The sequence below is a fragment of the Streptomyces caniferus genome, from assembly GCF_009811555.1.
Classification (GTDB): domain Bacteria; phylum Actinomycetota; class Actinomycetes; order Streptomycetales; family Streptomycetaceae; genus Streptomyces; species Streptomyces caniferus.
Genome location: NZ_BLIN01000005.1, coordinates 4,439,558 through 4,465,634, shown reverse-complemented (window position 1 = coordinate 4,465,634; position 26,077 = coordinate 4,439,558). Strand labels below are relative to the sequence as shown.

Sequence of the window (26,077 nt, the reverse complement as noted above, 5' to 3'; positions counted from 1 at the left end):
AGCCCTCTCCGTCAGTCCCGACCGCACCGGTGTGTGGTCCGGCGGTGTGCTGTCCGGGCATACCGTACCCGGCACGCCGTAGCGGACCGGGCCGGAGCCGCAACCTGATACGTGACCGGTATGGGCATGACCCGAGTCACTTTTCGCCTTCGATTACCGCCTGCATGACGCTCTTCGCGATCGGAGCGGCAAGCCTTCCGCCGGCGATGTCGTCGCGAAGGGTGTCGGATCCCTCAATGACGACAGCGACCGCAACGGGGGTGCCCTTGTCGGTCTTCGCGTAGGAAATGAACCAGGCGTACGGATTGTCCTTGTTGTTCTCGCCGTGCTGCGCGGTACCGGTCTTACCGCCGACGGTGATGCCCGGGATCTGGGCGCTGGTTCCGGTGCCCTCCTTGACCACGGTCTCCATGATGCTCTGGACCTTCTGGGCGTTCTCCGGGCTCAGCGGCCGGCTCATCTCCTGCGGCGTGTGCTGCTGGACGACATTGAGGTTCGGCGCGACCAGCTGGTCGACCATGTACGGCTTCATCAGCTTGCCGCCGTTGGCGACCGCCGAGGCGACCATGGCCATCTGCAGCGGCGTGGCGCGGTTGGAGGCCTGGCCGATGCCCGCCATGGCGTTCTGCGGCCGGTTGTCCGTGGGGTAGATGCTCTCCGAGGCGCGGACCGGAGTGTTGATCCCCGGGTCGTTGAAGCCGAACTTCTCCGCCTCGGCCTTCATCTTCTTGTTGCCGAGGTCCGCGCTGATCTTGCCGAAGACCGTGTTGCAGGAGTAGCGCAGCGCCTGGCGCAGGCTGGCGTCCTTGCAGGGGATGTTGCCCTCGTTCTTCAGCGGGAGGCCCGAGGTGTCGGGGAGCGTGTAGGGCAGCGGCGACCGGGTGTTGGCGTCGACGTCGTGGTAGAGCCCGTTCTGCAGCGCCGCTGAGGCCGTGACGACCTTGAAGGTGGAGCCGGGCGGGTAGGTCTGGCGCAGCGCCCGGTTGAGCATCGGCTCGTCCGGGTCGCTCTTCTTCTGCAGCCCGTTGTACGCCTCGGCGTCCTTGTTGCTCATCCCCGCGAAGGTGGACGGGTCGTACGACGGGGTGCTGGCCAGGGCCAGGATCGCGCCGGTCTCCGGGTTGATCGCGGCGACCGCGCCCTTCTGCTTGCCGAGGCCGTCGTAGGCGGCCTTCTGGGCCTTGGCGTCGAGGGTGGTCACCACGTTGCCGCCCTTCTGCTTGCCGCCGGTGAACATGTCGACCGTGCGGCTGAAGAAGAGCCTGTCGTCGGTGCCGGTGAGTATGCCGTCGTTGAGCTTCTCGAGCTGGTTGGCGTCGAAGGCCTGCGAGGCGTAGCCGGTGACCGGCGCCCACATCTTGCCGTTCTTGTACGTGCGCTTGTACTTGAAGTCGCCGCTGTCGGTGGTCGTGGAGCCGGTGATGGCCTTGCCGTCGACGATGATGTTGCCGCGCGGTGTGCTGTAGCGCTCGATGGCGACCCGGCGGTTGTGCGGGTCGTTCTTGAGCGCATCACCCTGGACGAACTGCACCCAGTTGACGCGGACGAGCAGAGCGAGGACGAGCAGGCCGCAGAAGATCGCGACCCGGCGCAGGGGCTTGTTCACGGGCGGACCACCTGGGTCATCTCGGCGTCGGTGGACGGGGCGGGAGCCGGCGCCGGGCGGCGCGCGGTGTCGCTGATCCGGAGCAGGATCGCGACCAGTGCCCAGTTGGCGATCACGGACGAGCCACCCTGGGCGAGGAACGGCATCGTCATACCCGTCAGCGGGATCAGGCCCGTCACACCACCGGCGACGACGAAGACCTGCAGCGCGAAGGCGCCGGACAGGCCGATCGACAGCAGCTTGCCGAACGGGTCGCGGGCAGCCAGCGCCGTCCGGATGCCGCGCTCGATCAGCAGGCCGTACAGCAGCAGGATGGCCATCAGCCCGGCGAGACCGACCTCCTCGCCGACGGTGGCGAGGATGTAGTCGCTCTTGGGGGCGATGCCCAGGATGAGGCGCGAGTAGCCCTGTCCCAGACCGGAGCCGAGGATGCCGCCGGAGCCGAAGGAGTACATCGCCTGGGCGGTTTCGGTGACACCGCCGTCGAGCAGCTCCAGCGGGTTGAGCCAGTTGTGGACACGCGTCTGGACGTGCGACTCGAACGTCGCCACCGCGACCGCGCCGCCGGCGCTGAGCAGCAGGCCGAACACGATCCAGCTGGTGCGCTCGGTCGCGACGTACAGCATCACGACGAACAGGCCGAAGAACAGCAGCGAGGTACCCAGGTCGGTCTCGAAGACCAGGATCATCAGGCTGAGCGCCCAGATGACGAGGATGGGGCCGAGGTCACGGCCGCGCGGGAGATAGAGCCCCATGAAACGGCGGCTGGCCAGCGCCAGCGCGTCCCGCTTCACCATCAGATAGCCGGCGAAGAAGATCGCGATGATGATCTTCGCGAACTCACCGGGCTGCAGCGAGCCGAGACCCGGAATCGTGATCCAGATCTTCGCGCCGTTCACACCGGGGAAGAACACCGGCGCGACCAGCAGGATCAGCGCGACCACCATCGAGATGTAGGTGTAGCGCTGCAGGACGCGGTGGTCCTTGAGGAAGATCAGGATGGCCAGGAAGAAGGCGACACCGAGGGTCGACCACATCAGCTGGTTGGGCGCCATCGCCTTGCCGAGCGAGGGCTCCTGGTCCAGCCGCCAGATGAAGATCAGTCCCAGCCCGTTGAGCAGGGTGGCGATGGGCAGCATCAGCGGATCGGCGTACGGCGCCCACTTGCGGACGACGAGATGGGCGACGCCGGCCAGCAGGCCCAGGCCGAGGCTGTAGCCCAGCACGCCGGCGGGCACCGAACCGTCCTTCGCCAGACCGACGTTGACGTACGCGAACACCGGAATCAGCACCGCGAAGACGAGCATCGCCAGCTCGGTGTTGCGGCGGCTCGGGGCTCCGATGGTGCCAATGGTGGTGGTGTTGGTGGTGCTGCTCATGAGATCTCCGGCCCCCTACGCCCTCACTGCTGGGTGCTGCAATTCTTTTCCAGCTTCTGCTGGTCCTCGGAGGGGGCCTGGCTGGTGGTGGGTGTGGGTTTCGGAGTCACGGTCGCCGCCAGCGCGCCGGCCGCACCGGTGCCGCTGTCGTTGCCCGCCTTGCCGGTGGAACCGGGCCGGGTGCTCGGCGTACCGGACTTGGACGGGGTACCGGGCTTGGACGGCGTGCCCGCCTGACCCTTGCCCGGGTGACGTGCCGCCTCGCGTTCGGCTGCCTCCCGCTGCTCCTTAGTACGGCAGGCATTGGCCTGCTTGTTCAGTTCGGTGACTTTTTCGCCCGCCTGGGTACGGCTGTCGACCGCGATCGTCTCCTTGACCTGGTTGCGCTGGTACAGCGGCAGGTACTTGAGTTCGATCTCGGGGTGGTCCTCGTCCACGTCATTGAGCTTTATCCACGCGAGGTCCTGGCTGATGCCCCGGTAGAGCGCGACGTGATCGTCCTTGGCGCCGACGAAGTACTGGGTCTGCGTCCAGTTGTAGCCCGCGTAGCAGCCGCCGCCCACGACGGCCAGCGCCAGCGCGATCAACAGCGACCGCTTGATCCACCGCCCGCGCCGGCGCGGCTTGACGAAGTCCTCGTCCATGAACGCGCCGAACGAGCCCTGCGGCGGACCGCCGACCTCGTGCTCACCGCTGCCGGGCGGCCCGAAGGCACCCCCGGGTGCGGCCGGTGCGCCCGGCCGGCCGAGCTCGGCGGCCCGCGCGGCAGGGGTCTGCAGCGTGCTCGGGTCGCTGAGCTGGTGCTGGTTCTCGGCGACGGCGCCGACGATGACCGGGGTGTCGTTGAGCTGGCCGGCCATCGTCTCGTTGCCGTCCACGTCCAGGACGTCGGCGACGATGCAGGTGATGTTGTCGGGTCCGCCGCCGCGCAGGGCGAGCTGGATCAGCTCCTGCACGGTCTCGTGCGGCCCGTGGTAGCTGGCGAGGGTCTCTTCCAGCGTCTGGTGGCTGACGACCCCGGACAGCCCGTCCGAGCAGATCAGATACCGGTCGCCGGCCCGCACCTCGCGGATCGACAGATCGGGCTCGACGTGATCGCCGCTGCCCAGCGCCCGCATCAGCAGCGACCGCTGCGGATGGGTGGTGGCTTCCTCTTCGGTGATCCGGCCCTCGTCGACCAGCCGCTGCACCCAGGTGTGGTCCTGGGTGATCTGGGTCAGCACGCCGTCGCGCAGCAGATACGCCCGCGAGTCACCGACGTGGACGAGGCCGAGCCGCTGTCCGGTCCACAGCAGGGCGGTCAGGGTCGTGCCCATGCCCTCCAGCTGGGGGTCCTCCTCGACCATCACCCGCAGCTGGTCATTGGCGCGCGTGACGGCCGTGCCCAGGGAGGTGAGGAGGTCGGAGCCGGGGACGTCGTCATCGAGCTGGACGAGCGTGGAGATCACCTCGGAGGAGGCGACCTCACCGGCGGCCTGGCCGCCCATGCCGTCGGCGATGGCGAGCAGCCGGGGCCCGGCGTAGCCGGAGTCCTCGTTGCCCTCGCGGATCATGCCCTTGTGCGATCCGGCGGCGAAGCGCAGTGACAAGCTCATGTGCACCTCACCCGTCGGCTCGGGGTACAGCCGGTCTCGTCGAGCCACACTGCCCACCCTCCGGTCGGGAGCACGCCCGGGTCCGCCGAGTGGACCGCCGCGGCTCGCTCGCTCCGCTCGCTCATTGTCGTACTACTTCCGCAGCTCGATGACGGTCTTGCCGATGCGGATCGGGGCTCCCAGCGGAATCGGTGTCGGGGTCGTCAGTCGGGTCCGGTCCAGGTACGTGCCGTTGGTGGAACCGAGATCCTCGACGATCCACTGGCCGTCACGGTCCGGGTAGATCCTGGCATGCCTGCTGGACGCGTAGTCGTCGTCCAGCACGATCGTGGAGTCGTGCGCACGGCCCAGGGAGATGGTCTGGCCTTGGAGGGCGACGGTGGTACCCGTCAGCGAGCCCTCGGAGACCACCAGCTTGGTGGGGGCTCCGCGCCGCTGACGGTTGTTGCCGCGACCGCCTTCCTGGCGGCGCTGTTGTTGCTGCGCCGGCGCAGCCTGCCGCTGCGGACGCGCTTCTTGCCCGCCGCGCCGGGCGGCACCGCGCTGTGTGACGCGCGTGCCGAACAAATCGCTGCGGATGACCTGAACGGCCACGATGACGAACAGCCACAGTACGGCGAGGAAACCCAACCGCATGACCGTGAGGGTCAGCTCTGACATTGCCCCCGCTTCACCCTTCGGCTTGCCGGTAAACGATGGTGGTACTGCCCACGACAATCCGCGAGCCGTCGCGGAGATTAGCGTGAGTGGTGTGCTGCCCGTCTACCACGATGCCGTTCGTGGAGCCCAGATCCTGGATCGTGGGGGGCGTTCCGACCCGGATCTCACAGTGACGCCGGGAGACACCCGGGTCGTCGATCCGTACGTCAGCGTCGGTGCTGCGGCCCAGCACGAGCGTCGGGCGCGAGATCTGGTGGCGGGTGCCGTTGATCTCGATCCAGCGCCGGGTCTGCGCGTGGGGCTGCGGTCCTGCACCGGGCGGTGCCGTACGAGGTACGGGCTGCGCGCCGCCGGGAGGCGGGGACGAAGGCATGGGGGGCGGGCTCACATGGCCGCCGCCGGGGCGGCTGCCACCGGGCGGCGCCGCGGCGGAGCGCTGGGCGGCCGCCGGGCCCGCGGGCTCCTGGGACGAGCTGGAGGCGAGCGTGCGGCTGCGGACGCGGTACAGGCCGGTGTCGAGATCGTCGGCCTTCTCCAGATGGACCTTGATCGATCCCATGAAGGTGTAGCGCTGCTGCTTGGCGTAGTCGCGGACCATGCTGGAGAGCTCGTCGCCGAGCTGCCCGCTGTAGGGGCTCAGCCGCTCGTAGTCCGGGGTGCTCAGCTCGACGATGAAGTCGTTGGGGACGACCGTGCGGTCGCGGTTCCAGATGGTGGCGTTGTTGTCGCACTCGCGCTGCAGCGCGCCGGCGATCTCAACGGGCTGCACCTCGGACTTGAACACCTTGGCGAAGGTGCCGTTGACGAGACCTTCGAGACGCTGCTCGAAACGCTTCAGTACTCCCACGGGGCACCTCCTTCCTCAGTCTTCGTCGGGGTCGTCCTGATCGAGTCGTCCTGATACTGCTTACTGATCGTATCCACGCGTCGGGAAATCGGCTGGTTCCCCTTTCCCGCCTTGAGGACGAGTGTCGCCCCTCACAGGGTTGCCCGGTGCTTGCTTGCTCCTTGCCCACTGCTCGTGCACTGCGATCGTAGATGTGCCCCGCGAACAGTGTCCCGCAACCGCCGGGCACTCCCGCCGGGCGGGGGCCGGAGTCGGACAGGACACATGAGCCGGCCCGGTCCGGCCGGCGCGGAGGCGGGCCGGACGGCCCCGCTCCTGTTGCGGCTACCGCGAGTGTGAACCCTTTGGGCAGTGCTCGGCGAATGTCCGAGGCACGGCGGGGTGCGGCATCGGGTTGCCGCAGGTCGGGGACCGGGGAAAAGGCGTGTGAAGGCACCCCCGTCACCGTGCTAGTGTTCTGGATGTCGGAAGGCGGTCGCACAAGACCCGGGCGGAACACCCCGGATCATGTGAGAAAATCAACCGGCAGCACCCATGCGCGGGTGGCGGAATAGGCAGACGCGCTGGATTCAGGTTCCAGTGCCCGAAAGGGCGTGGGGGTTCAACTCCCCCCTCGCGCACAGATGAGACCCCCGGTCTCCGGAGAAATCCGGAGACCGGGGGTCTTTCGTTGTGTTTGTCACGTTGTTGTGTGTGTCACGGGGCGGGCGGCGGCGGGGTGGGTGTCGTGGGGGCGGGGCGATGTGGAGGTCTGGTCCGTTGGCCGGTCTGCCGGGGCGGGGCCTTGGGGTTGGGGTCCTGAGGCCTTGGGGGCTTGAGGAGTACGTCACATGTGTGAGCGGTGGGGGCCTGGGGAGGGACTTCTGTTGCCTTTTGTCACGTGTGGGTCACCCTCTGCGGTTTGAGGCCTTTGCTGCGCCCTGGGGTGCTGCGAGCGCTGTTCCTCTTCCTTGGCTTCGGGGTGGCCGTACGGGGTGCGCGAGGCAATCGGCCGTGCCCGTCGGGGAGTTGGGTGGAGGGCAGGCCGCTGGGCGGGCGCCGTGGTGGGGTGGCGCCCGCCGGGGTGGGGCGGTGCGGGGCCGTATGGAGCCGTCTGAGGGCGCGTAAGGCCGTGTGAGGCCGTATGAGGCAGCGTCAGGTGGCTCCGCCCCCGGCAGAGGTCTCGGGCGGTCTCCGGGGCGGTCTCTGGGGGCCTCAGGCGGCGAAGCGGGCGACGAGGGCCTTGGCCTTGGCCGCGGCGTCCTCGTGGGCCTTCTCGCGGGAGGTCTCGTACAGCGGGATGAGCTCGGCCATCGCCGGGTTGCTGGGGGCCATGGTCAGCTCGGGGACGATGAAGTCGACGTCGAGGCCGAGCCCGCCGCCGAGTGCCGCCTCCAGATAGTTCTGGACGTACTCGAAGGGCTCACGGGGCGTGCCCGGCGCGTACGAACCGCCGCGGCTGGCGACGACGGTGACCGGCGTGCCCTTGGCGGACGGCTGGTCGCCCGCCGTGCGGCCCATGATCATCACCTGGTCGAGCCACGCCTTGAGCGTGGAGGGAATCGTGAAGTTGTACATCGGGGCGCCGATCACGATCGCGTCGGCCTGCTCCAGCTCCTCGGCCAGCTTCACGCGCAGCGCGAAGGCCGCCTGCTGCTCGGGGGTGTGGCCGGCCGGGTCGGAGAAGCCGGCGGAGGCGCCGATGCCGTCGAGGTGCGGCAGTGGGTCGGCGGCCAGGTCGCGGTGGATCACGGTGCCGTCGGGGTGCTGCTCCTCCCAGGCCTTGCGGAAGGCCGCGGTGACCGAGCGGGAGGCGGAGCCGCCCTCGGGGAAGAGGGAGGAGTCGATGAGCAGGAGCGTGGCCATGGGAATCGGTCCTTCGCTATGCGGCCGGGCGGTGCGCGACCGCTGGTTGAATTCCGTACGTCCCTATTAATAGCACAGCAGCTTACTTTTCTGCAGTAGCCAACGAGAGGGCGGTACTCTGGCTGTATGGCGGACCAGGGCGAGGCGATGTGCAGGCAGGTCGACGGCGGCATGACGCGCGTCTTCGAGCTGTTCGGAAAGCGCTGGACGGGGCTGATCGTCGCCACCCTGATGCCGGCCCCGGTGCACTTCGCCGATCTGCGGAGGGCGATCCCCGGCATCAGCGAGCGCATGCTCTCCGACCGCCTCATGGAGCTGGCGGCGACCGGCCTGCTCGTGCGCGAGGTGGATGCGGGGCCGCCGCTGCGCGTCTCCTACCGGCTGACGGAGGCCGGCCTTGCGATGGAGCCCGCGCTCAAGGAACTGGGACGCTGGGCGGAGACTTATCTCGCCGATGGCGGGCAGTGTCCGGAGCGGTTCCGGAAGTAGGCGGTTCGGGGGTACGCGGTTGTTGGGCGGGGGGTTCCGGGAGTGAGTGCTTCCGGGAGGCGGTCCCGGGGGTAAGCGGTTTCGGAGGGCGGGGCGAGGTCCCGGGGTGGCTCCAGGAGGGGCTGCGTCCGTGGTTGCCCTATCCCAGTCGCTCCTGGGCGGCGTTGTAGCGCAGCAGGTAGGTGGCGAAGCGGTCGAGGTCGTCCTCGTCCCAGTCGGCCAGCCGCTCCCGGAACGCCTTGCGGCGGCTGGCGGTGACGTTGGCGAGCACCTCGGCGCCCTTCTCGGTGGGGTGCAGCACCTGGACGCGGTGGTCCTCCGGGTCGACGCGGCGCTCGACGAATCCGAGCTTCTCCAGTGCGGCGATCTGCCGGCTGACCGTGGACTTGTCCAGGAAGTAGTGCGCGGCGAGGTCCGTGGCGCGGCATCCGTGCTGGTCGTCGAGGTGCGCCAGCAGGGTGTAGGAGACCAGTGACAGCTCGGGGTGCATCCGGGCGGCGGTCGCGCGGGCCCGGCGGGCGAACGCGGTCATCTCCTGCTGGATGGTCTCGACGGAGTCGTCGCGGTGGGTCACGGATTGCCTTTCGAAGAGGTAGTTGTATAGTACAACGTGCATTGAGAGTTGTAATAGCCAACTACTGCTCGGTCAGTAGTGGCGACAGCTGAGCCGACGAGCTGAGAAGGCCTGCCCATGAGTACGGTCCGACGTCCCGACCACCGAAGCGAGCAACACGGCAGCCACCGTTCCGCGCGCTCCGCCCACTCCGCCGGGCTGCGTCATGTGCTGACGCACCTGATCACCCCGCTGCTGATGTGCATCGGGATGGGGCTGGCATACCTGGGCGCCTTCGCGAACCCCGCACCGCATCACCTGCCCGTCGCGGTCGTCGGATCGGGCCGGAGCGCACAGCTGCTCGCCCAGTCGATCAACGACAAGGCGGGCGGCGACCTGGAGGTGCGGACGGTCGCTGACCGGTCGGCGGCGGTCGAACGGCTCAAGCACCAGGACATCTTCGGTGCGTATGTGATCCATGCGCAGGGTGCCTCGAAGGGGGCGGCGAAGGGTGCGACAAGCGGGGGGATGAAGAGCGCGACGGGAGGGGCCGGCGGCTACGGAGCGGCGGGCGGCTCGGCGAAGCAGGCGCCCGAGCTGTTGGTGGCGACCGCCGGATCCGACACCAGCGCTTCCGTCGTACAGAAGGTCTTCACCCCGATCGCGGCGCACCAGGGCGCTCCGCTGAAGGTCACGGACGTGGCGCCGAAGGCCGAGGACGACCCCACCGGTCAGGGCATCTTCTTCCTGCTGGTCGCGATCAGCATCGGCTCGTACGCCTCGGTCGCGGTGATCGGCGGTGCCGGAGCGGTACTGCCGATCCGGCTGCGGGCGGTGCTGGCGATCGGCACGTCCTTCGTCGTCGGCCTCATCGGGACGGCGTTCGCCGGTCCGGTCTTCCACCTCGTCGACCACGGGCTCAGGGGCCTGTGGGGCATGGCCTGGCTCTACTCCGCAGGCATCCTGCTGATCGGCACCGGCCTGCACACCTTCCTCAAGCGCTGGACCACGCTCGGCGTGATGGCCCTCTTCGTGATGCTCAACTTCACGTCCTCCGGCGGGATCTTCCGCCCGGAGATGCAGAACGGGTTCTTCGCGGCGCTGCACTCCTTCTGGAACGGCGCGGGCTTCGTGGAGGGCACTCGCAGCCACGTCTACTTCGACGATTACGGCCTGTCGGGGCACGTCTGGACCCTGGTGTGGTGGCTGGTCGCCGGCCTGGTGATGGTCGGCGTGGCGGCGCTGGCCGAGAGGCGGCGGCGTACCGCGGCGGCGGAGGCGGCGGCCAATGCCGCGGCGGTCGCGGCGGCAGCGGTGGCGGCGACGGTGCCGGAGCCGGTGCCGTCGCCTGCGCCTGAGCGGGGGAGCTGGTTGGAGCGGGCGGCCGGGACGGTACAGGTGGCAGGGGGAGTTGGGGCTGAAGTGGGTGACGGGGCTGCAGATGTGGATGCGGCGGTTGCTGCGGAGGTGGAGGTGGATGCGGAGGTGGAGATGGAGGAGGCTGTGGGGGTTTAGCGGGGGGTTTGGGGTGTTGGGGCGTCAGGGGCGCTGTGGGGGCTGGTCTCTGGGGGCCTGGTTGGGGGCTGGGCTGGGGCTGGGGGCTCTGAGCCGTGAGCGCTGGGGGGCTGGGGAGTCCGCGGGCCGAGTCTCCGCGTCCGAGATCCCGAGATCCCGGGCTCCCTGGGCCTGGCTGTCCTGCCCTCCGGCTGTCCCGAGACTCCGTCGTGCCGAGGTTCCGCGATGTGGAGATCCGGAGAGTTATCCACAGGCTCTGCGGGTGGTGACGGGATCTCGGTAACGTCATTGCTCGTCGGCGGGCCGGGTGCACTCGGCGGGTTGATGACGCAGCGGACAAGGACACAAGAACGCAGGTTGTGAAGGGGGAGGTGGCCCGCTATGCCGCGTGTGCCGTACGTACCGGGGTTCGCGAAGGCGGATGCGCAGGGATCGTCGCCCAAGGCCGCCGGGCGGGCGCTGCGGGAGCATGTTCCGCGTGCGGAGCAGGCCGCGCTGACGATCGCGGCCGGGCGGCCGGATGCGGTCGCGGCGGTTGAGCAGTCCAATGCCGGCCGGCTGCCCGACCTGACACCGATACGGGTCGGCCGGATGGCCGCAAGCCCCTTTGCCTTCCTCCGCGGCTCTGCGGGCCTGATGGCGTACGACCTGACGGGCAGTCCCGTGACCGGCATCGGCGCGCAGATCTGCGGAGACGCCCACGCCGCCAATTTCGGACTCTACGGCGACGCCCGTGGCCAGCTCGTCATCGATCTCAACGACTTCGACGAGACCTTGTACGGGCCGTGGGAGTGGGACGTGAAGCGGCTCGCGACGTCGATGGTGCTGGCGGGCCGGGAGGCGGGCGCGGGCGAGGACGCCTGCCGTAAGGCGGCACAGGACGCGGCGGGCGCGTACCGCCGCACGATGCGGCTGCTGGCGAAGCTGCCCGTGACCGAGGCGTGGAACGCGATCGCCGACGAGGCGCTGGTCTCGCATGCCGATGCCAAGGATCTCGTGGGGACGCTGGAGCGGGTTGCGGACAAGGCGCGCAAGAACACCAGCGCCCGGTTCGCGGCGAAGGCGACGGAGGAGGCGCCGGACGGTAGCCGCCGGTTCGTGGACGCCCAGCCGGTGTTGCGACGGGTGCCGGATGCGGAAGCGGCCGCAGTGGTTGCGTCCCTCGCCGGCTACCTGGAGACGCTCCCCGAAGACCGGCTGCCGCTGATGGCTCGGCACGCGGTGCACGACGTGGCCTTCCGTGTGGTCGGCACGGGCAGCGTGGGGCTGCGGTCGTATGTGGTGCTGCTCTTGGATCACCGGGGCGAGCCGCTCGTCCTGCAGGTGAAGGAGGCGCGTGCCTCCGTGCTGGTGCCGTTCGTGGCGAAGGTCGGCTTCCCCGTGCCGCCGGTGGCGCACGAGGGACGCCGGGTGGTGCTCGGGCAGCGCCGGATGCAGGTGGTCAGCGACATCTTGCTGGGCTGGACGACGGTGCACGACGTTGCGGCGTCGGACGGCGGCGCGACCTCGGATAGCGGCCGGCAGGGAGGAATAGCGTTCCAGGTCCGCCAGTTCCGAAACCGCAAGGGCAGCGTGGACCCGGCGCAGTTGTCCGGCGATCAGATGGATGACTACGCCCGCATGACCGGCGCTCTCCTGGCCCGAGCCCATGCCCACAGCGCCGACCCGCGCCTCTTGGCCGGCTACTGCGGCAAGAACGAGGAACTGGACGAGGCGATCGCGAAGTTCGCGGTGTCTTACGCGGACCGCACGGAAGCAGACCACGCGGAATTGGCCACGGCAGTGAAGAACGGGCGGATACCGGCGGAGACGGGGGTGTGAGGGCGGACGGGAAGAGGCGCGGGAGGGAGAAGAGAAAGGACGCGCTCTCGGCGCCTGGCCGGGCTCGGGAGGCCGGAGCGGGCGGGCGTGGGAGCGGCCGGGGCCGGGGCCCGGAGCGGTTGGCGGGAGCTCTGACGCGATCGGCGGCTGGGCGCGGCGGTAGGCCGGGAGGGGTCTGCCAGGAGCAGTCTGCTGGGAACGGTGCCAGGAGCGGCTTGCGGGGGTGTGAGTGGCTTGCGGAAGGGGGCGGCCGGGCCCGCGCACCTGCTGAGCGCTGTGGTGCTGCTTGAAGGCGTGGCGTACGGACGGTTGACGCGTTGCCGCGAGCGCGGAGTGGCGCTGGGCGGTGCAGGAGGTCTGCGCCGGTTGGTCGACTGATCCGCCGACCTGCCTGATTGTGGGCCGTCGGCCTGATGGGGAGGCGCCGACGCTGATCGGCAGGCTGCCGCTGATCGGCTGATCGGCTAGTCGATGGAGGAGGCCTGCCGACAGAGAGGTGGGGTACGGAGCGGCCAGTCTACGGAGAAGTCGATCTACGGAGGGCTGTCGACGGGCGGTCTGACGCCAGACGGCTCGCCGACGGGCGGCCTATCGACGGTCGGCCTGCCGGTGAGGGACCTGCCGATGAGCAGCTCGTAGGCGCAGCGGCCCGTCGGCTGAGGGGGAGGGTGGGCTGGGGGGGGGAGGGGCCCCGTAGGAAGCGCGTGAATGGCCGTCGAGGGGCGGGCGCGGCGTGGGCCGTACGCTGACCGGGTGACGAACTCGCACGCGGAGAACACGCAGGACGGTCAGCACCGACCGGACGTACCGGGCATCCCGGACGCCTCGGCCGACCCGCAGGCACCGGACGCCCGCGGCGGCGGTCAGAGATCCCAGGTCGGACAGGATGCTGGCTCGGGAGATCGGACCGGGGGTCCCGAGGAGGCGGACGCCGACCAGGGCGCTCAGAACGGTTCGCCCGCCGGTCAGGCGGAGGCCGGGACCGAGCAGGGCGGCGCGTCTGATGATCAGGCGGCTCGGGACAAGGCGACCCGGCGGCTGGCGAAGGCGGTTCGGGCCGCGGAGCAGGCGCTGATCGAGTTCGAGATTGCCGTGGAGACCTTCCGGGTGGAGGTGGAGAACTTCTCCCGCCTGCACCACCAGCGGCTCGGGCCCATGTACGCGCGGCTGGACGAGCTCGATGCGCAGATCGCCGAGGCGGTGGCGGCGCGTACGGGCGCTCCCGAGGACATCCGTAAGGCCCATGAGGCGCGTGCGTCGGTGCTGCCGATGCCGGAAGTGGAGGAGCTCTTCCACGGCTGGATGGGCTCCGACGGGCTGTTCTCGGAGGCGCAGGCGATGCTCACCGAGCAGCCGGTGCAGCCGCCGCAGAAGGTGCGGCCCAGCGAGGAGGCCCGCAAGGTCTACCGCGACCTGGTGCGCAAGGCTCATCCGGACCTGGCGCGGGACGATGCGGAGCGGGCTCGGCGGGACGAGTTCATCGCGCGGGTCAATGCGGCGTACGGCCAGGGCAATGAGGCCGTGCTGCGGCAGCTGGCACAGGAGTGGGAGGCCGGTCCCGCGCCGGCTGAGGAGCGGCTCAGCGAGAGTGAGGAGCTCTATGCCCGGCTGGAGTGGCTGGCCGAGCGCAAGGAGCTGCTGGCCGCCGCTGCCTCCGAGCTGGAGGAGAGCGCGATCGGCGCGATGATCAAGATGGCGCCGGAGGACCCGGACACGCTCCTGGACGAGATCGCCGAGAAGCTGTTGGCCGATGTTGCTGAACGTGAGACATACCTCGCGCAGCTGGTCGGGTAGCGTCGGGACCATGCAATTTGGTTCTGTGCCCACGGTTGGTGTCGACGCCCTCACGTCGGAGGACTTCCTCCTGGATGTGCGTGAGGACGACGAGTGGGAGGCGGGGCACGCCGAAGGCGCGCTGCACATCCCGATGAGCGAATTCGTCGCTCGCTACGGCGAGTTGACCGAGGCAGCCCCCGCGGACGGCAAGGTGTACGTGCTGTGCCGGGTCGGTGGGCGTTCGGCGCAGGTGGCGCAGTATCTGGTCCAGCAGGGCATCGACGCGGTGAACGTCGCGGGCGGCATGCAGGCCTGGGAAGCCGCTGGTCGCCCCGTGTCGGATGGCAAGGGTGGCTCCGGGGCGGTTATCTAGCCGGGAGCCGGGAGCCGGGAGCCGGGAGCCGGGAGCCGGTCGGACGGCCGACCGGCCGAGCGGCTGGGTTGGCTGCTCGGTGGCGGAGGTCGTCTGGCGGCCGTCTGTGGCCGGGCGTGCGGTGGCCGCCGAGCAGGACCTGAAACTCGGTGCCGCGGGGCGGTTACCCGCTGTGCCTTCCGTCCCGCGCTCATCTCAGCGCAGCGGATGGGTGGCGAGCAGGTCGCCGAGGGTTTCCTCGTGCGCGGCGGCGGGGCCCAGGGAGAGCTCCAGCTGTTTGGCCCAGGCGTGGTAGCGGTGCAGCGCGTAGTCGGTGTCGGCGCCGAAGCCGCCATGGAGGTGCTGGGCGGTCTGGACGACGCGGCGTACGCCCTCGGAGGCCCAGATCTTGGCGACCGCGACATCCCCGGCGGGCGGTAGCGGGCCGGCCGCGTCGGTGGTGATGCGCCAGGCGGCCTGCCAGAGGGTGGCCTCCATGGCGCGCAGGTCGATGAAACGGTCGGCGGCCTGGACGGCGACGGCCTGGAAGGTGGCCACCGGGAATCCGAACTGTTCGCGCTTGCTGGTGTAGTCGCTGGTCATGGCGAGGACGCGCTCGCCCAGGCCCAGGGCGAGCGCACAGGTACCGGTGGTCAGAACATTGCGCAGCGACTCCCAGGCGTGTGGGTCAGTGATCGTCTCCTGGGCGCTGAGGCGTACGGAATCCAGCCGGACCTCGGCAAGGCGCTCTCCGCTGGTGGATATCTGGTCGTCGAGCGTGATGCCCGGGTGGGTGTGGGGGACGAGGGCGAGTACGGCGTGGCCTTCGGGGGTGTGGGCGGGGAGCAGGATCCGGTCCGCGGTCTGGGCCCAGGGAACGGCTGTCTGGACCCCTTCGAAGATCCAGTCGGCACCCTCCTGGCGGGCTTTCACGGCGAGTTCGGCCGGTTCGTGTCCGGTGCGGCCGCCTGCGGCGACGGTTACGACGAGGTCGCCGACAGCGATGCGGGGGAGCACTTCCGCGGACAGCTCTTCGGCGGCGTAACGCTGGAGGGTGAGCGCGGCGGCGCCGGCCTCCAGCAGTGGCACCCGCGCCAGCACCTTGGCCGACTCGCGGAGGACGAGGCAGAGCGCGACCGGGTCCAGACCCGCACCGCCGTGCTCGGGCGCGATCGGCAGGCTCAGCAGGTCGGCGTCGGCGAGCTTGCGCCACAGGGCACGGTCGAAGTCATCGGCAACCGCACCGGGGGTGAGCGCCGGGCTGGGCACGCTGTCCGGAGCGACCCCCGCGAAGACGGCCTTGGCCGCTTCGACGGCGGCCTGCTGCTCCTCGGTGAAGGTGAAGTCCATTGCTCTGTCCTCCCACGCGGCGCTTGAACTGACGAGGCGTCAAGGTAGAACAGGTTGCAGGAATTGGGAATGGCGGAAGCGGGGGGAGAGGGAGGGAGTCGGGGCCGGGGCTTGCCTTGCGAGGGGGTTGGGGGCGTGGGGCGGCCAAGCGGGACGCGGCCCGGTGGCGGCGGACGCAACCGCCGCGGGCCCGCTTGGCTCTCGCTGCCCGCCTGCCCGCCTGCCCGCCTGCCCGCCTGCCCGCCTGCCCGCCTGCCCGCCTGCCCGCCTGCCCGCCTGCCGGGCGGCTCACCGACCGGCAGGCGATCGCCTACGGCTCCGGTCCCGGCCCCCGCCCTCTGCAGGGGCCCGTGCGGCGCCCGTTGCGGTATCGGCGCCCGGCGTGTTGGGCCGGGCGACCCCCGCAGGTCGAATTTATCGGTCGAAGTCCAGCTCCACCTTCTCCGTGACCGGGTGGGACTGGCAGGCCAGGACGTAGCCCGCGTCGACCTCGTCGGATTCCAGGGCGAAGTTGCGGTCCATGCGGATCTCGCCCGAGACCAGGAAGGCGCGGCAGGTGCCGCAGACGCCGCCCTTGCAGGCGTATGGGGCGTCCGCGCGGTTGCGCAGGACTGCCTCGAGCAGCGACTCGCTGTCGTGGACCGGCCAGGTGCCGGAGCGGCCGTCGAGGGTGGCGGTCACGGTGCTGTGCGTGGGGGTGGCGGCGACGGGGGCGGTCGCGGCGCCGTTGTCGACGTGGAAGATTTCTTCGTGGATGCGGCTACGGGGCACGTCGAGGGCCCGGAGGGCGCGTTCGGCGCCCTGGACCAGGCCGTACGGGCCGCAGAGGTACCAGCCGTCGACGGAGTCGGTCTTCAGGAGCGCGGGCAGGAGGGAGCGGAGCCGGGTCTCGTCCAGGCGGCCGGAAGGCAGGCCGGCTTGCTGTTCCTCGCGGGAGAGGGTGTGGATGAGCTGGAAGCGCTGGGGATAGCGGTCCTTGAGGTCGGCCACCTCCTCCAGGAACATCGTCGATGCCGCCGTGCGGTCGCTGCGGATGAGGCAGAAGTGGGCGTCCGGCTGCCGGTCGAGCAGGGTGGCGGCGATGGACAGCACGGGGGTGATACCGCTGCCGCCGACGATTCCGACGAAATGCCCGGCGCGGGGTTCGAGGGTGAACCGGCCGGCCGGGGCCATCACGTCCACCGTGTCGCCGACGGTCAGTTCCTTGAGCGCGTAGGTCGAGAAGGCGCCGTCCTCGACGAGGCGAATGCCCACCCGCAATACGGGCTGGTCGGTGGCCGGGGTGCAGATGGAGTAGGTACGGCGGATCTCCTGGCCGTCGACGGATCTGCGCAGCGCGATGTGCTGCCCGGGGGTGTGCCGGAAGGTCGTGCGCAGCTCGGGCGGGACCTCGAAGGTGACGGCCACCGCGTCGTCCGTGAGCCGCTCGATCTCCCGGACCTGGAGCGGGTGGAACATCACAACTCCTTGAAGTGGTCGAAGGGTTCGCGGCAGGACTCACAGCGGCGCAGTGCCTTGCACGCCGTGGAGGAGAACCGGCTCAGCAGGGTGGTGTCGGTCGATCCGCAGTGCGGGCAGCGGAGGGTGAGGTCGACGGCGACCGGTCCGCCGGCCGGGCCCGTGGGGCGCGGGGGTGCGATGCCGAATTCGGCGAGCTTGCGGCGGCCTTCGGCGGTGATCGCGTCCGTGGTCCACGGCGGGCTGAGGACCGTTCGTACCTCGACCTCGGGTATCCCGTGGTCGTGCAGCACTCGCTCGATATCGGCCGACATCGTCTCGATGGCGGGGCAGCCGGTGTAGGTGGGGGTGAGGCGCACCTCGACCCGGCCGGGGGCGGTCAGCTGAAGCCCGCGCAGCACACCGAGTTCGGCGAGGGTGAGCACCGGCAGCTCGGGGTCGGGAACGGAGCCGGCCAGGGCCAGCAGTTCCTCTTCGAGGGCGGTGGTGGTCACCATGCCGCCCCCGGGTGGCTGCGGTGGAGGTGCTGCATCTCGGCGAGCAGCCGTCCGAACGATTCGGTGTGCAGGCCCTGGCGACCGGCGCCGGCCGTCCAGGCGCCGTGCCGGGGGCCTTCGGGGACGGTGAGGGTGGCTTGCTCCAGGGTGGCGGCGATGCGCGCGGTCCAGCTGTCGTGCAGGGCCTGCCAGGGCGCCGTTTCCAGGCCTTCCACCGGCTCGAAGAGTTCGTCGGTGTAGCGCCAGAGGGCGTCCAGGGCACTTTGCATCCGGGCGTGGCTCTCGTCGGTGCCGTCGCCCAGGCGCAGCGTCCACTGGTGGGCGTGGTCGCGGTGGTAGGCGACCTCCTTGACGGCTTTCGCGGCCAGCGGCGCCAACTCGCTCTCGGTGGTGGCGAGATAGCCGAACAGCAGCTCCTGGTAGGTGGAGAAGTAGAGCTGGCGGGCGATGGTGTGGGCGAAGTCGCCGTTGGGCTGCTCGACGAGCTGGAGGTTGCGGAACTGCCGCTCCTCGCGCAGATAGGCCAGCTCGTCCTCATCACCCGCGAGGGAGAGCAGCACACGGGCCTGGCCGAGCAGGTCCAGCGCGATGTTGGCGAGTGCGACCTCCTCCTCCAGGACCGGGGCGTGGCCTGCCCACTCGCCCAGGCGGTGGGAGAGGATCAGCGCGTCGTCCCCGAGGAGCAGGGCCGGGGTGGCGGTGACGTTCATCAAAGGTGATGCACCCCGTCCGGGATCTCGTAGAAGGTCGGGTGGCGGTAGGGCTTGTCGCCGGCCGGCTCGAAGAAGCTGTCCTTCTCGTCCGGCGAGGAGGCGGTGACCTGCGCGGAGGGCACCACCCACAGCGAGACGCCCTCCGAGCGGCGGGTGTAGAGGTCGCGGGCGTTGCGCAGCGCCATCGCGGCGTCCGGCGCGTGCAGGCTGCCGGCGTGGGTGTGGGAGAGACCGCGGCGGCTGCGGACGAAGACCTCCCACAGCGGCCAGTCGGCGGGCCGGGCGGACATCCCCGCGGTGGGCACGGGGGCTTCGGCGGGGCGTGGTGTCGTCATCGGGTGATCTCCCCGTGCTTGGCCGCGTGTGCGGCGGCTGCCTCGCGCACCCAGGCGCCTTCCTCGTGAGCCCGCCGTCGGCGGCCGATCCGCTCCTCGTTGCAGGGGCCGTTGCCCTTGAGGACCTCGCGGAACTCGGCCCAGTCGATCGGGCCGAAGTCCCAGTGGCCGCGCTCCTCGTTCCACGTCAGATCCGGGTCGGGGAGCGTGAGCCCGAGGGCCTCGGCCTGGGGGACGCAGATGTCCACGAAGCGCTGGCGCAGTTCGTCGTTGGAGTGCCGCTTGATCTTCCAGGCCATGGACTGCGCGGAGTGCGAGGACTCGTCGTCCGGCGGCCCGAACATCATCAGTGAGGGCCACCACCAGCGGTTCACCGCGTCCTGGGCCATGGCGTGCTGTGCCTCGGTGCCGCGGCTGAGGGTCAGCAGGAGTTCGTAGCCCTGTCGCTGGTGGAAGGACTCCTCCTTGCAGATGCGGACCATGGCGCGGGCGTAGGGGCCGTACGAGCAGCGGCAGAGCGGGACTTGGTTGGTGATCGCCGCGCCGTCCACCAGCCAGCCGACGGCTCCGACATCGGCCCAGGTCAGGGTCGGGTAGTTGAAGATCGAGGAGTACTTCTGGCGGCCGGAGTGCAGCTTGTCGAGCAGCTCGTCGCGGCCGGTGCCCAGGGTCTCGGCGGCGCTGTAGAGATACAGGCCGTGGCCGGCTTCGTCCTGCACCTTCGCCATCAGGATCGCCTTGCGGCGCAGGGACGGCGCCCGGGTGATCCAGTTGCCCTCCGGCTGCATGCCGATGATCTCGGAGTGGGCGTGCTGGGCGATCTGCCGCACGAGAGTCGAGCGGTAGGCGTCCGGCATCCAGTCCCGTGGCTCGATGCGCTCGTCCGCGGCCACGGTGGCGTCGAATACGGCCTCGCGGGCCGCCGTTTCTTCCGGCGCGATCGTCGTCATGTGGTGCCCCCTCGCTCCCGACCGACCGATCGTTCGGTTCAATGGTGAGTGGGCGGACCGCGGGTGTCAAGCCTGTGGATAACTCAGGGAAGGGTGTGCCCAGCGTGGCCCCGTAGGTACGGTTCCGAAGCGGAGTCAGCCGCATGGATTCTGGGAACGGGGCGGGAATGCAGTCATACGGGGACGAAACGCGGCCATTGTCCGCGCTCTCGCTGCCCTCGCGGATCGTCATAGGGGTGGCGGCCTGTGCGGTCGCGGTCATCGTCGCGATTCATCTCGCCATGATGTTCCTGCACGTCGCGCCGTCGAACACGCTCAGCAAACAGCAGGGCGCCCTGATCAGCGACTACGTCTACCCCGAGTACGAACAGAACTGGAAGCTGTTCGCGCCCAACCCGCTCCAGCAGAACATCGCGGTACAGGTCCGGGCACAACTGCGCGCGGGGGACGGCTCCACGCGGACCACCGGCTGGACCGATCTGACCGCCCGTGACGGCCAGGGCATCCTTCACAATCCGCTGCCCAGCCATACCCAGCAGAACCAGCTGCGCCGCGGCTGGGAGCTCTTCCTCAACACCCACAACGCGCAGAACCGACCCGTCGGCCTCCGCGGCGAGCTGTCCGAACGCTATATCCGGCGGATCGTGATGCTCCGGATGGACGGTGAGTGGACGAAGGGCGGCGGCCGGGTCGAACAGGTCCAGGTTCGCTCGCAGACGACGCCGGTCCGTCCGCCGCCGTGGAGCTCCGAGAAGATCAACGAAAAGCCCGTGTACCGCGTGCTGCCCTGGTGGCAGGTCACCGCAGACGACCTGCCCGAGGGGGCGAGCAACAAGTGACGTCACCGACGCCCCACCAGCCTCAGCCGACGCCGAGCGTGCAGCAGCACCCGCACACCACGGAGCCGACCGACGTGCCGCAGCAAGCGCAGGCACCCCAGGCTCCCCCGGAGCCCGCCCCCTACCAGGAGACCCGCATCGAGCGGGCCATCGGACGCGGCTTCGGGCGGGTCACCAGCAGTGCGCTGGCCCCCTATCAGACCGCCGTGATCCGGATCGGCTTCTCGGCGACGTGGCTGCTGTTCCTGCTGCGTGAATGGCCGCACCGCGCGGTGCTCTACGGGCCCGACAGCCCCTGGAGCCTGGACATGGCGCGCCGGCTCCTGGACGGTAACCACGCCTTCTCCGTGCTCCCCTGGTCGGACGGCCGCGGCTGGTTCGAGTGCGTCTACCTCGTGGCCGTCGTGGCCAGCGCACTGCTGATGCTCGGCTGGCGCACCCGCACCATGTCGGTGCTCTTCATGCTGGGCGTGATCTCGCTGCAGAACCGCAGCGTCTTCATAGGCGACGGCGGCGACAACGTCATCCACCTGATGTCGATGTATCTCGTGCTGACCCGGTGCGGGCAGGTCTGGTCGCTGGACGCACGCCGTGCGAAGCGGGCGGCCGCCGCCGCGCACGCCTCCGGCGGGGACGCGGGCGCCCCCGCCGCCTCCCGCGATCTGCCCGGCGTCGTCCTGTGGGCCGTGCTCGGCCTCACGCTGGCCGTCGCCCAGCTGAACGGCAGCTACGGTCTCGGCCTGACCGAGGGCGGCCCGTTCCCGCACATCGGCTGGAGCCTGGTGCTGTGGGGGCTGTGGCTGGTGCACGGCCTGTGGTGGGCGGTGCAGCGCTACGCGCCCGGTGAGCCGCGCACCGTCCTGGACACCCTCGCCAAGCTCGCCCACAACGGCGCACTGCTGGTGATCGTGATCGAGGTCTGCCTGATCTACGCCACCGCCGGCTGGTACAAGATCCAGGGCTCCCGCTGGCAGGACGGCACCGCGGTCTACTACCCGATGCACCTGGACTACTTCTCCCCCTGGCCTGCGCTGTCCGAGCTGCTGGGCAGCAATGGCGTGATGGTCATGCTGATCACCTACGGGACGGTGATGGTGCAGGTCGCCTTCCCGTTCACGCTCTTCAACCGCCGGCTGAAGAATGTGCTGCTGGTCGCGATGATCTGCGAGCACCTCTCGATCGCGTTCCTGCTCGGGCTGCCGTTCTTCTCGCTCGCGATGGTCGCCGCCGACGCGGTCTTCCTGCCGACGAACTTCCTGACCTGGCTCTCCGCGCGCCTCTCCGACCTGCGCGAACGGCTCTTCTCGCGCAGCGGTGCGGCCCGCCGGGGCGACGAGGCGGGGGGCGGTGGGCCAAAGGCTCGTACGGGGCACGGCGGCGATGGCCATACGCTCGTGGGGTGAGCAGCGAGAAAACCGCCCCCGCCGAGCCCCTCCAGTACGACGAGGGGTTCGGGACCCAGATCGGTGTCGGACCGCATCCGGAGCCCTGGCCCCAGGACGCCCGTCTGGATCCCGAGCTGCTCGCGCACGGCGACCGCCGCAACGTCGTCGACCACTACCGCTACTGGACGCGCGAGGCGATCGTCGCCGACCTCGACACCCGTCGCCATGACTTCCATGTGGCGGTCGAGAACTGGGGCCACGACTTCAACATCGGCTCGGTCGTACGGACCGCGAACGCGTTCCTGGCCAAGGAGATCCACATCGTCGGGCAGCGCCGCTGGAACCGCCGCGGCGCGATGGTGACCGATCGCTACCAGCACGTCCGCCACCACCCGGACACCGCGGACCTCACCGCCTGGGCGGCTGCCGAGGAGCTGCCGATCATCGGGATCGACAATCTCCCCGGCTCCGTGCCGCTGGAGACGACCGAGCTGCCGCGGCGCTGTGTGCTGCTGTTCGGCCAGGAGGGGCCGGGGCTGACCGAGGAGGCGCGCCGGCATGCCTCACTGGTCTGCTCGATCGCGCAGTTCGGCTCGACCCGCTCGATCAATGCGGGGGCCGCGGCCGCCATCGCGATGCATGCCTGGATCAGCCGTCATGCGCGGATCGAGGGGCCGGACGGCCTCTGACGGAGCCCCGGCCCCGCCGGACGCCCGGCTACGGGCCGGAGAGATTCCCCCGGCCCGTAGCCCTCGCCCATCACGCCGGCCGTCGCACCTGCACCGTGCGGAAGCGGCCGGCCACGAAGGCGCCGTCGCACAGCGCCGCATTGGCCGCCGGGTTGCCGCCCGAGCCATGGAAGTCCGAGAACGCCGCGGTCTGGTTCACATAGACCCCGCCGGTCAGGTTCAGCGACAGCTGGGCGCACTCCTCCAGGCAGGCCTCCTCCACCAGCTGCTCGACCTCGGCGGAGGTGGTGTACGCGCCGACCGTCATGGCGCCCTTCTCCCGGACCGTGCGCCGCAGCAGGTCGACCGCGTCGGCCGCGGAACCCACGGCCACCGCGAAGGAGACCGGGCCGAAGCACTCCGACAGGTAGGCCGCCTCGGAGTCCGGCTTGGCGCCGTCCAGTTTGACGATCACCGGCGTCCGGACCGTGGCCCCGGGGAATTCGGGGTTGGCCACCTCACGGGAGGCCAGCGCCACCTCGCCGAGCCCGGCGGCCGCGTCGATCCGCTCCTTGACCTGCGGATTGACGATGGCGCCCAGCAGGGCGTTGGCCCGTGCGTCGTCGCCCAGCAGTCCGCTCACCGCGCCCGCCAGATCGCTGACCACCTCGTCGTACGACTTCGGACCGGCGTCCGTGGTGATGCCGTCGCGCGGGATCAGCAGATTCTGCGGGGTGGTGCACATCTGGCCGCTGTAGAGGGACAGGGAGAAGGCGAGGTTGCTGAGCATGCCCTTGTAGTCATCGGTGGATTCGATGACGACGGTGTTGACGCCGGCCTTCTCCGTGAAGACCTGCGCCTGCCGGGCGTGCGTCTCCAGCCAGTCGCCGAAGGCGGTCGAGCCGGTGTAGTCGATGATGCGGACCTCGGGGCGGACGGCCAGCGTCTTGGCCAGGCCCTCGTCCGGCCTGTCCACGGCCAGGCACACCAGGTCGGCGGGGAAACCGGCCTCGGCGAGCACCTCGCGGGCCACCTTGACGGTCAGCGCCAGCGGCAGCACGGCGCGCGGGTGCGGCTTGACCAGCACCGGGTTGCCGGTCGCCAGCGAGGCGAACAGGCCCGGGTAGCCGTTCCAGGTCGGGAAAGTGTTGCAGCCGATCATCAGGGCGACGCCGCGCGGCACGGCCGTGAAGCTCTTGGTCAGCTCGAGCGGGTCGCGCTTGCCCTGCGGCTTGGACCACGGCGCCTGCTCCGGGATGCGGACCTGCTCGGCGTACGCATACGCCACCGCCTCCAGACCGCGGTCCTGGGCGTGCGGGCCGCCCGCCTGGAACGCCATCATGAAGGCCTGGCCGCTGGTGTGCATCACGGCCTGCGCGAACTCATGGGTACGGGCGCTGATCCGGGCCAGGATCTCCAGACACACCGCCGCACGCGTCTCGGGGCCGGCGTCCCGCCAAACGGGGATCGTGGCGCGCATGGCCGGCAGCAGTACGTCGACATCCGGGTGCGGATAGCTGATGTCCAACTTCAGGCCGTACGGAGAGACTTCCTCGCCCGTCCAGTCGTCCGTGCCGGGCTGGTCGAGCTCGAAACGCCGCCCGCGCAGCGCCTCGAAGGCGGCCAGCCCGTCGGGCGCGGCACTCTCGCCGTACGCCTTCGGGTGCTCGGGGTGCGGGGACCAGTAGGCGCGGGTGCGGATCGCCTCCAGCGCCTGGTCGAGGTTCGGGCGGTGCTTCTCGATCAACTGCGCTGCGGTCATTTCGGCGGCCATCGATGACCAACTCCTCGTCGAGCTGGGCGGAGAGCGGATAAGGGCTGGGTGCGCACAGGGCAACAGAGTTAGAGTAACCGAACGATCGGTCGGGGCAAGAGGGCCCGGCCAGCCTGTGGAAAAGTCGGTCGGGGAGGATCAGCTGGCATGACGGCAATCGGAACCAGCAGCACCGTGGCAGTGGTGGGCACCGGCACCATGGGGCAGGGAATCGCGCAGGTGGCGCTGGTCGCGGGCCATCCGGTACGTCTCTACGACACCGCTCCCGGGCGCGCCGGACAGGCGGCCGAGGCGATCGAGCGGCGGCTGGACCGGCTCGTCGAAAAGGGCCGGATCACGGCGGAGGAGCGGGATGCCGCCCGCGAGCGCCTCTCCCCCGCCACCGACCTCGCGGAGCTGGCCGACGCCGCACTGGTCATCGAGGCGATCCTGGAACAACTCCCCGCCAAGCAGGAGCTCTTCACCGCCCTGGAGGACATCGTGGCGGCGGACTGCCTGCTGGCCACCAACACCTCGTCGCTGTCCGTGACCGCGGTCGCGGGCCGGCTGCGCCACCCCGGCCGCTGCCTGGGCATGCACTTCTTCAACCCCGCGCCGCTGCTCCCCCTGGTCGAGGTGGTCAGCGGCTTCGCCACCGACGAGGCGGCCGCCACCACCGCGTACGACACCGCCGCGGCCTGGGGCAAGAAGCCGGTGCGCTGTACGGACACCCCCGGTTTCCTGGTCAACCGCATCGCGCGCCCCTTCTACGCCGAAGCCCTGCGCGCCTACGAGGAGCGGGTCGCCGACCCGGCCACCATCGATGCGGTGCTGCGCGACGGCGCCGGCTTCAAGATGGGGCCCTTCGAACTGACCGACCTCATCGGGCAGGACGTGAACGAGGCGGTCACCCACTCCGTGTGGCAGGCCTTCTTCCAGGACCCCAAGTTCACCCCCTCCCTGGCGCAGCGCCGGCTGGTCGAGTCCGGGCTGCACGGCCGCAAGGCGGGGCGGGGATGGTTCGACTACTCCGAGGGCGCGAGCCGCCCCGAACCGCAGACCGCGGGGCCCTGCCCCCCGCCCGCGTCCGTAGGCCTGCATGCGAAGCTGCCCGGCCCCGCGGTGGTGCTGCGCGAGCTCATCGAGGAAGCGGGCATCAAGGTCACCCGCGACCGGACGCCGGGGGAGTCGGAGGGCTTCCTCCGGTTGCCCGGCGGGGCCTGTCTGGCGCTGACCAACGGCTATCCGGCGACGTCCAACGCCTACGGGAAGTACATCCGCTTCGACCTCTCCCTGGACTACCGAGCCGCCACCCGGATCGCCCTGGCGGCCTCGGCGGCGGTCTCCGAGGCCGACCTCGCCGAGGCGGTCGGGCTGTTCCAGGCGCTGGGAAAGCAGGTCAGCGTCATCGAGGACGTACCCGGGATGATCGTCGCCCGGACGATCGCGATGATCATCGACTTCGCCGTGGACGCGGCGGCCCGTGGGGTCGCGACTCCCGAGGACATCGACACGGCCATGCGGCTGGGCGTGAATTACCCCGGCGGTCCCATGGAGTGGGCCGAGCGGCTCGGTGCCCAGTGGGTGTGGGACCTGCTGGACTCGATGCACCACCAGAATGCCGGTGGACGCTACGTACCGTCCTGGGCGCTACGGCGCCGTGCGGACCTCGAGGACAAGGTGCTCTAATC

23 protein-coding genes and 1 tRNA gene are annotated in these 26,077 nt (G+C 70.1%); 10 read left to right on the top strand and 14 right to left on the bottom strand.

Annotation, left to right across the window (positions count from 1 at the left end):
- Nucleotides 1–136 precede the first annotated feature (136 nt).
- The 5 genes from Scani_RS36075 to Scani_RS36055 all read right to left on the bottom strand — a co-directional run bounded on the left by Scani_RS36075 (nucleotide 137) and on the right by Scani_RS36055 (nucleotide 6,087).
- Nucleotides 137–1,606 carry a peptidoglycan D,D-transpeptidase FtsI family protein gene (locus Scani_RS36075; protein ID WP_159481882.1) on the bottom strand — a complete coding sequence of 490 codons (1,470 nt, stop codon included), beginning with the start codon at nucleotides 1,604–1,606 and terminating at the stop codon, nucleotides 137–139.
- Complete coding sequence (locus tag Scani_RS36070) at nucleotides 1,603–2,985, bottom strand: FtsW/RodA/SpoVE family cell cycle protein (protein ID WP_159481881.1); 1,383 nt, start codon at nucleotides 2,983–2,985, stop codon at nucleotides 1,603–1,605. The genes Scani_RS36075 and Scani_RS36070 overlap by 4 nt, the downstream gene beginning before the upstream one ends.
- A 23-nt stretch (nucleotides 2,986–3,008) precedes the next feature.
- Nucleotides 3,009–4,580, bottom strand: a complete 1,572-nt coding sequence (locus Scani_RS36065; protein ID WP_159481880.1) for a PP2C family protein-serine/threonine phosphatase — start codon at nucleotides 4,578–4,580, stop codon at nucleotides 3,009–3,011.
- 132 nt (nucleotides 4,581–4,712) lie between these two features.
- Nucleotides 4,713–5,240, bottom strand: coding sequence for an FHA domain-containing protein FhaB/FipA (locus Scani_RS36060; protein WP_159481879.1), 528 nt, complete (start codon nucleotides 5,238–5,240; stop codon nucleotides 4,713–4,715).
- Nucleotides 5,241–5,250: 10 nt separating this feature from the next.
- On the bottom strand, nucleotides 5,251–6,087 hold the full coding sequence (locus tag Scani_RS36055; protein ID WP_159481878.1) for an FHA domain-containing protein: 837 nt from the start codon (nucleotides 6,085–6,087) through the stop codon (nucleotides 5,251–5,253).
- Between the two features lie 536 nt (nucleotides 6,088–6,623).
- Between Scani_RS36055 and Scani_RS36050 the strand changes: the two genes are divergently transcribed.
- Nucleotides 6,624–6,707 (top strand) — tRNA-Leu (locus Scani_RS36050).
- Nucleotides 6,708–7,281: 574 nt separating this feature from the next.
- Here Scani_RS36050 and Scani_RS36045 read toward each other — a convergent pair.
- Complete coding sequence (locus tag Scani_RS36045) at nucleotides 7,282–7,932, bottom strand: FMN-dependent NADH-azoreductase (protein WP_159481877.1); 651 nt, start codon at nucleotides 7,930–7,932, stop codon at nucleotides 7,282–7,284.
- Nucleotides 7,933–8,058: 126 nt separating this feature from the next.
- On the opposite strand from Scani_RS36045, the gene Scani_RS36040 reads away from it, so the two are divergent.
- The gene (locus Scani_RS36040) at nucleotides 8,059–8,421 is read left to right on the top strand and encodes a winged helix-turn-helix transcriptional regulator (protein ID WP_159481876.1); all 363 of its coding nucleotides are present in this window, start codon (nucleotides 8,059–8,061) and stop codon (nucleotides 8,419–8,421) included.
- Nucleotides 8,422–8,560: 139 nt separating this feature from the next.
- On the opposite strand, the gene Scani_RS36035 is transcribed toward Scani_RS36040, so the two are convergent.
- Entirely contained in the window at nucleotides 8,561–8,995 is a 435-nt protein-coding gene (locus Scani_RS36035) for a MarR family winged helix-turn-helix transcriptional regulator (protein ID WP_159482573.1), read from the bottom strand.
- Between the two features lie 117 nt (nucleotides 8,996–9,112).
- Between Scani_RS36035 and Scani_RS36030 the strand changes: the two genes are divergently transcribed.
- The 4 genes from Scani_RS36030 to Scani_RS36015 all read left to right on the top strand — a co-directional run bounded on the left by Scani_RS36030 (nucleotide 9,113) and on the right by Scani_RS36015 (nucleotide 14,459).
- Nucleotides 9,113–10,489, top strand: coding sequence for a YhgE/Pip domain-containing protein (locus Scani_RS36030; protein WP_159481875.1), 1,377 nt, complete (start codon nucleotides 9,113–9,115; stop codon nucleotides 10,487–10,489).
- A gap of 381 nt (nucleotides 10,490–10,870) precedes the next feature.
- A complete protein-coding gene (locus Scani_RS36025) occupies nucleotides 10,871–12,310 on the top strand; it encodes a DUF2252 domain-containing protein (RefSeq protein WP_159481874.1) in 1,440 nt (479 codons plus the stop codon).
- Nucleotides 12,311–13,063: 753 nt separating this feature from the next.
- Nucleotides 13,064–14,104 (top strand): J domain-containing protein, encoded by a 1,041-nt coding sequence (locus Scani_RS36020; protein ID WP_159481873.1) that lies wholly within the window; start codon nucleotides 13,064–13,066, stop codon nucleotides 14,102–14,104.
- Nucleotides 14,105–14,114: 10 nt separating this feature from the next.
- Nucleotides 14,115–14,459 (top strand): rhodanese-like domain-containing protein, encoded by a 345-nt coding sequence (locus Scani_RS36015; RefSeq protein WP_159481872.1) that lies wholly within the window; start codon nucleotides 14,115–14,117, stop codon nucleotides 14,457–14,459.
- 195 nt (nucleotides 14,460–14,654) lie between these two features.
- Here Scani_RS36015 and Scani_RS36010 read toward each other — a convergent pair whose 3' ends face one another.
- From Scani_RS36010 to paaA, 6 genes are all read right to left on the bottom strand, one after another.
- Nucleotides 14,655–15,788, bottom strand: a complete 1,134-nt coding sequence (locus Scani_RS36010; protein WP_159481871.1) for an acyl-CoA dehydrogenase family protein — start codon at nucleotides 15,786–15,788, stop codon at nucleotides 14,655–14,657.
- Nucleotides 15,789–16,202: 414 nt separating this feature from the next.
- A complete protein-coding gene (gene paaE / locus Scani_RS36005; RefSeq protein WP_159481870.1) occupies nucleotides 16,203–17,246 on the bottom strand; it encodes a 1,2-phenylacetyl-CoA epoxidase subunit PaaE in 1,044 nt (347 codons plus the stop codon).
- The gene (gene paaD, locus Scani_RS36000) at nucleotides 17,246–17,743 is read right to left on the bottom strand and encodes a 1,2-phenylacetyl-CoA epoxidase subunit PaaD (RefSeq protein WP_159481869.1); all 498 of its coding nucleotides are present in this window, start codon (nucleotides 17,741–17,743) and stop codon (nucleotides 17,246–17,248) included. The genes paaE and paaD overlap by 1 nt, the downstream gene beginning before the upstream one ends.
- A complete protein-coding gene (paaC, locus tag Scani_RS35995) occupies nucleotides 17,737–18,453 on the bottom strand; it encodes a 1,2-phenylacetyl-CoA epoxidase subunit PaaC (RefSeq protein ID WP_159481868.1) in 717 nt (238 codons plus the stop codon). The genes paaD and paaC overlap by 7 nt, the downstream gene beginning before the upstream one ends.
- Nucleotides 18,453–18,746, bottom strand: coding sequence for a 1,2-phenylacetyl-CoA epoxidase subunit PaaB (gene paaB, locus Scani_RS35990; RefSeq protein ID WP_159482572.1), 294 nt, complete (start codon nucleotides 18,744–18,746; stop codon nucleotides 18,453–18,455). Before paaB ends, paaC begins: the two co-directional genes overlap by 1 nt.
- Before the next feature lie 41 nt (nucleotides 18,747–18,787).
- Nucleotides 18,788–19,741, bottom strand: coding sequence for a 1,2-phenylacetyl-CoA epoxidase subunit PaaA (paaA, locus tag Scani_RS35985; protein ID WP_159481867.1), 954 nt, complete (start codon nucleotides 19,739–19,741; stop codon nucleotides 18,788–18,790).
- Nucleotides 19,742–19,908: 167 nt separating this feature from the next.
- Here paaA and Scani_RS35980 point away from each other — a divergent pair, with 167 nt between their 5' ends.
- Genes Scani_RS35980 through Scani_RS35970 form a run of 3 tightly spaced genes read left to right on the top strand, consistent with a single transcriptional unit; the run spans nucleotide 19,909 to nucleotide 22,654 of the window.
- On the top strand, nucleotides 19,909–20,580 hold the full coding sequence (locus Scani_RS35980; RefSeq protein WP_159482571.1) for a DUF5819 family protein: 672 nt from the start codon (nucleotides 19,909–19,911) through the stop codon (nucleotides 20,578–20,580).
- On the top strand, nucleotides 20,577–21,983 hold the full coding sequence (locus Scani_RS35975) for an HTTM domain-containing protein (RefSeq protein ID WP_159481866.1): 1,407 nt from the start codon (nucleotides 20,577–20,579) through the stop codon (nucleotides 21,981–21,983). Before Scani_RS35980 ends, Scani_RS35975 begins: the two co-directional genes overlap by 4 nt.
- Nucleotides 21,980–22,654 (top strand): TrmH family RNA methyltransferase, encoded by a 675-nt coding sequence (locus Scani_RS35970; RefSeq protein ID WP_159481865.1) that lies wholly within the window; start codon nucleotides 21,980–21,982, stop codon nucleotides 22,652–22,654. Before Scani_RS35975 ends, Scani_RS35970 begins: the two co-directional genes overlap by 4 nt.
- A 70-nt stretch (nucleotides 22,655–22,724) precedes the next feature.
- Here the strand turns inward: Scani_RS35970 and paaN are convergent, their stop codons facing one another.
- Nucleotides 22,725–24,407, bottom strand: coding sequence for a phenylacetic acid degradation protein PaaN (gene paaN / locus Scani_RS35965; protein ID WP_159481864.1), 1,683 nt, complete (start codon nucleotides 24,405–24,407; stop codon nucleotides 22,725–22,727).
- Nucleotides 24,408–24,554: 147 nt separating this feature from the next.
- On the opposite strand from paaN, the gene Scani_RS35960 reads away from it, so the two are divergent.
- The gene (locus tag Scani_RS35960; protein WP_159481863.1) at nucleotides 24,555–26,075 is read left to right on the top strand and encodes a 3-hydroxyacyl-CoA dehydrogenase; all 1,521 of its coding nucleotides are present in this window, start codon (nucleotides 24,555–24,557) and stop codon (nucleotides 26,073–26,075) included.
- Nucleotides 26,076–26,077: the final 2 nt, after the last annotated feature.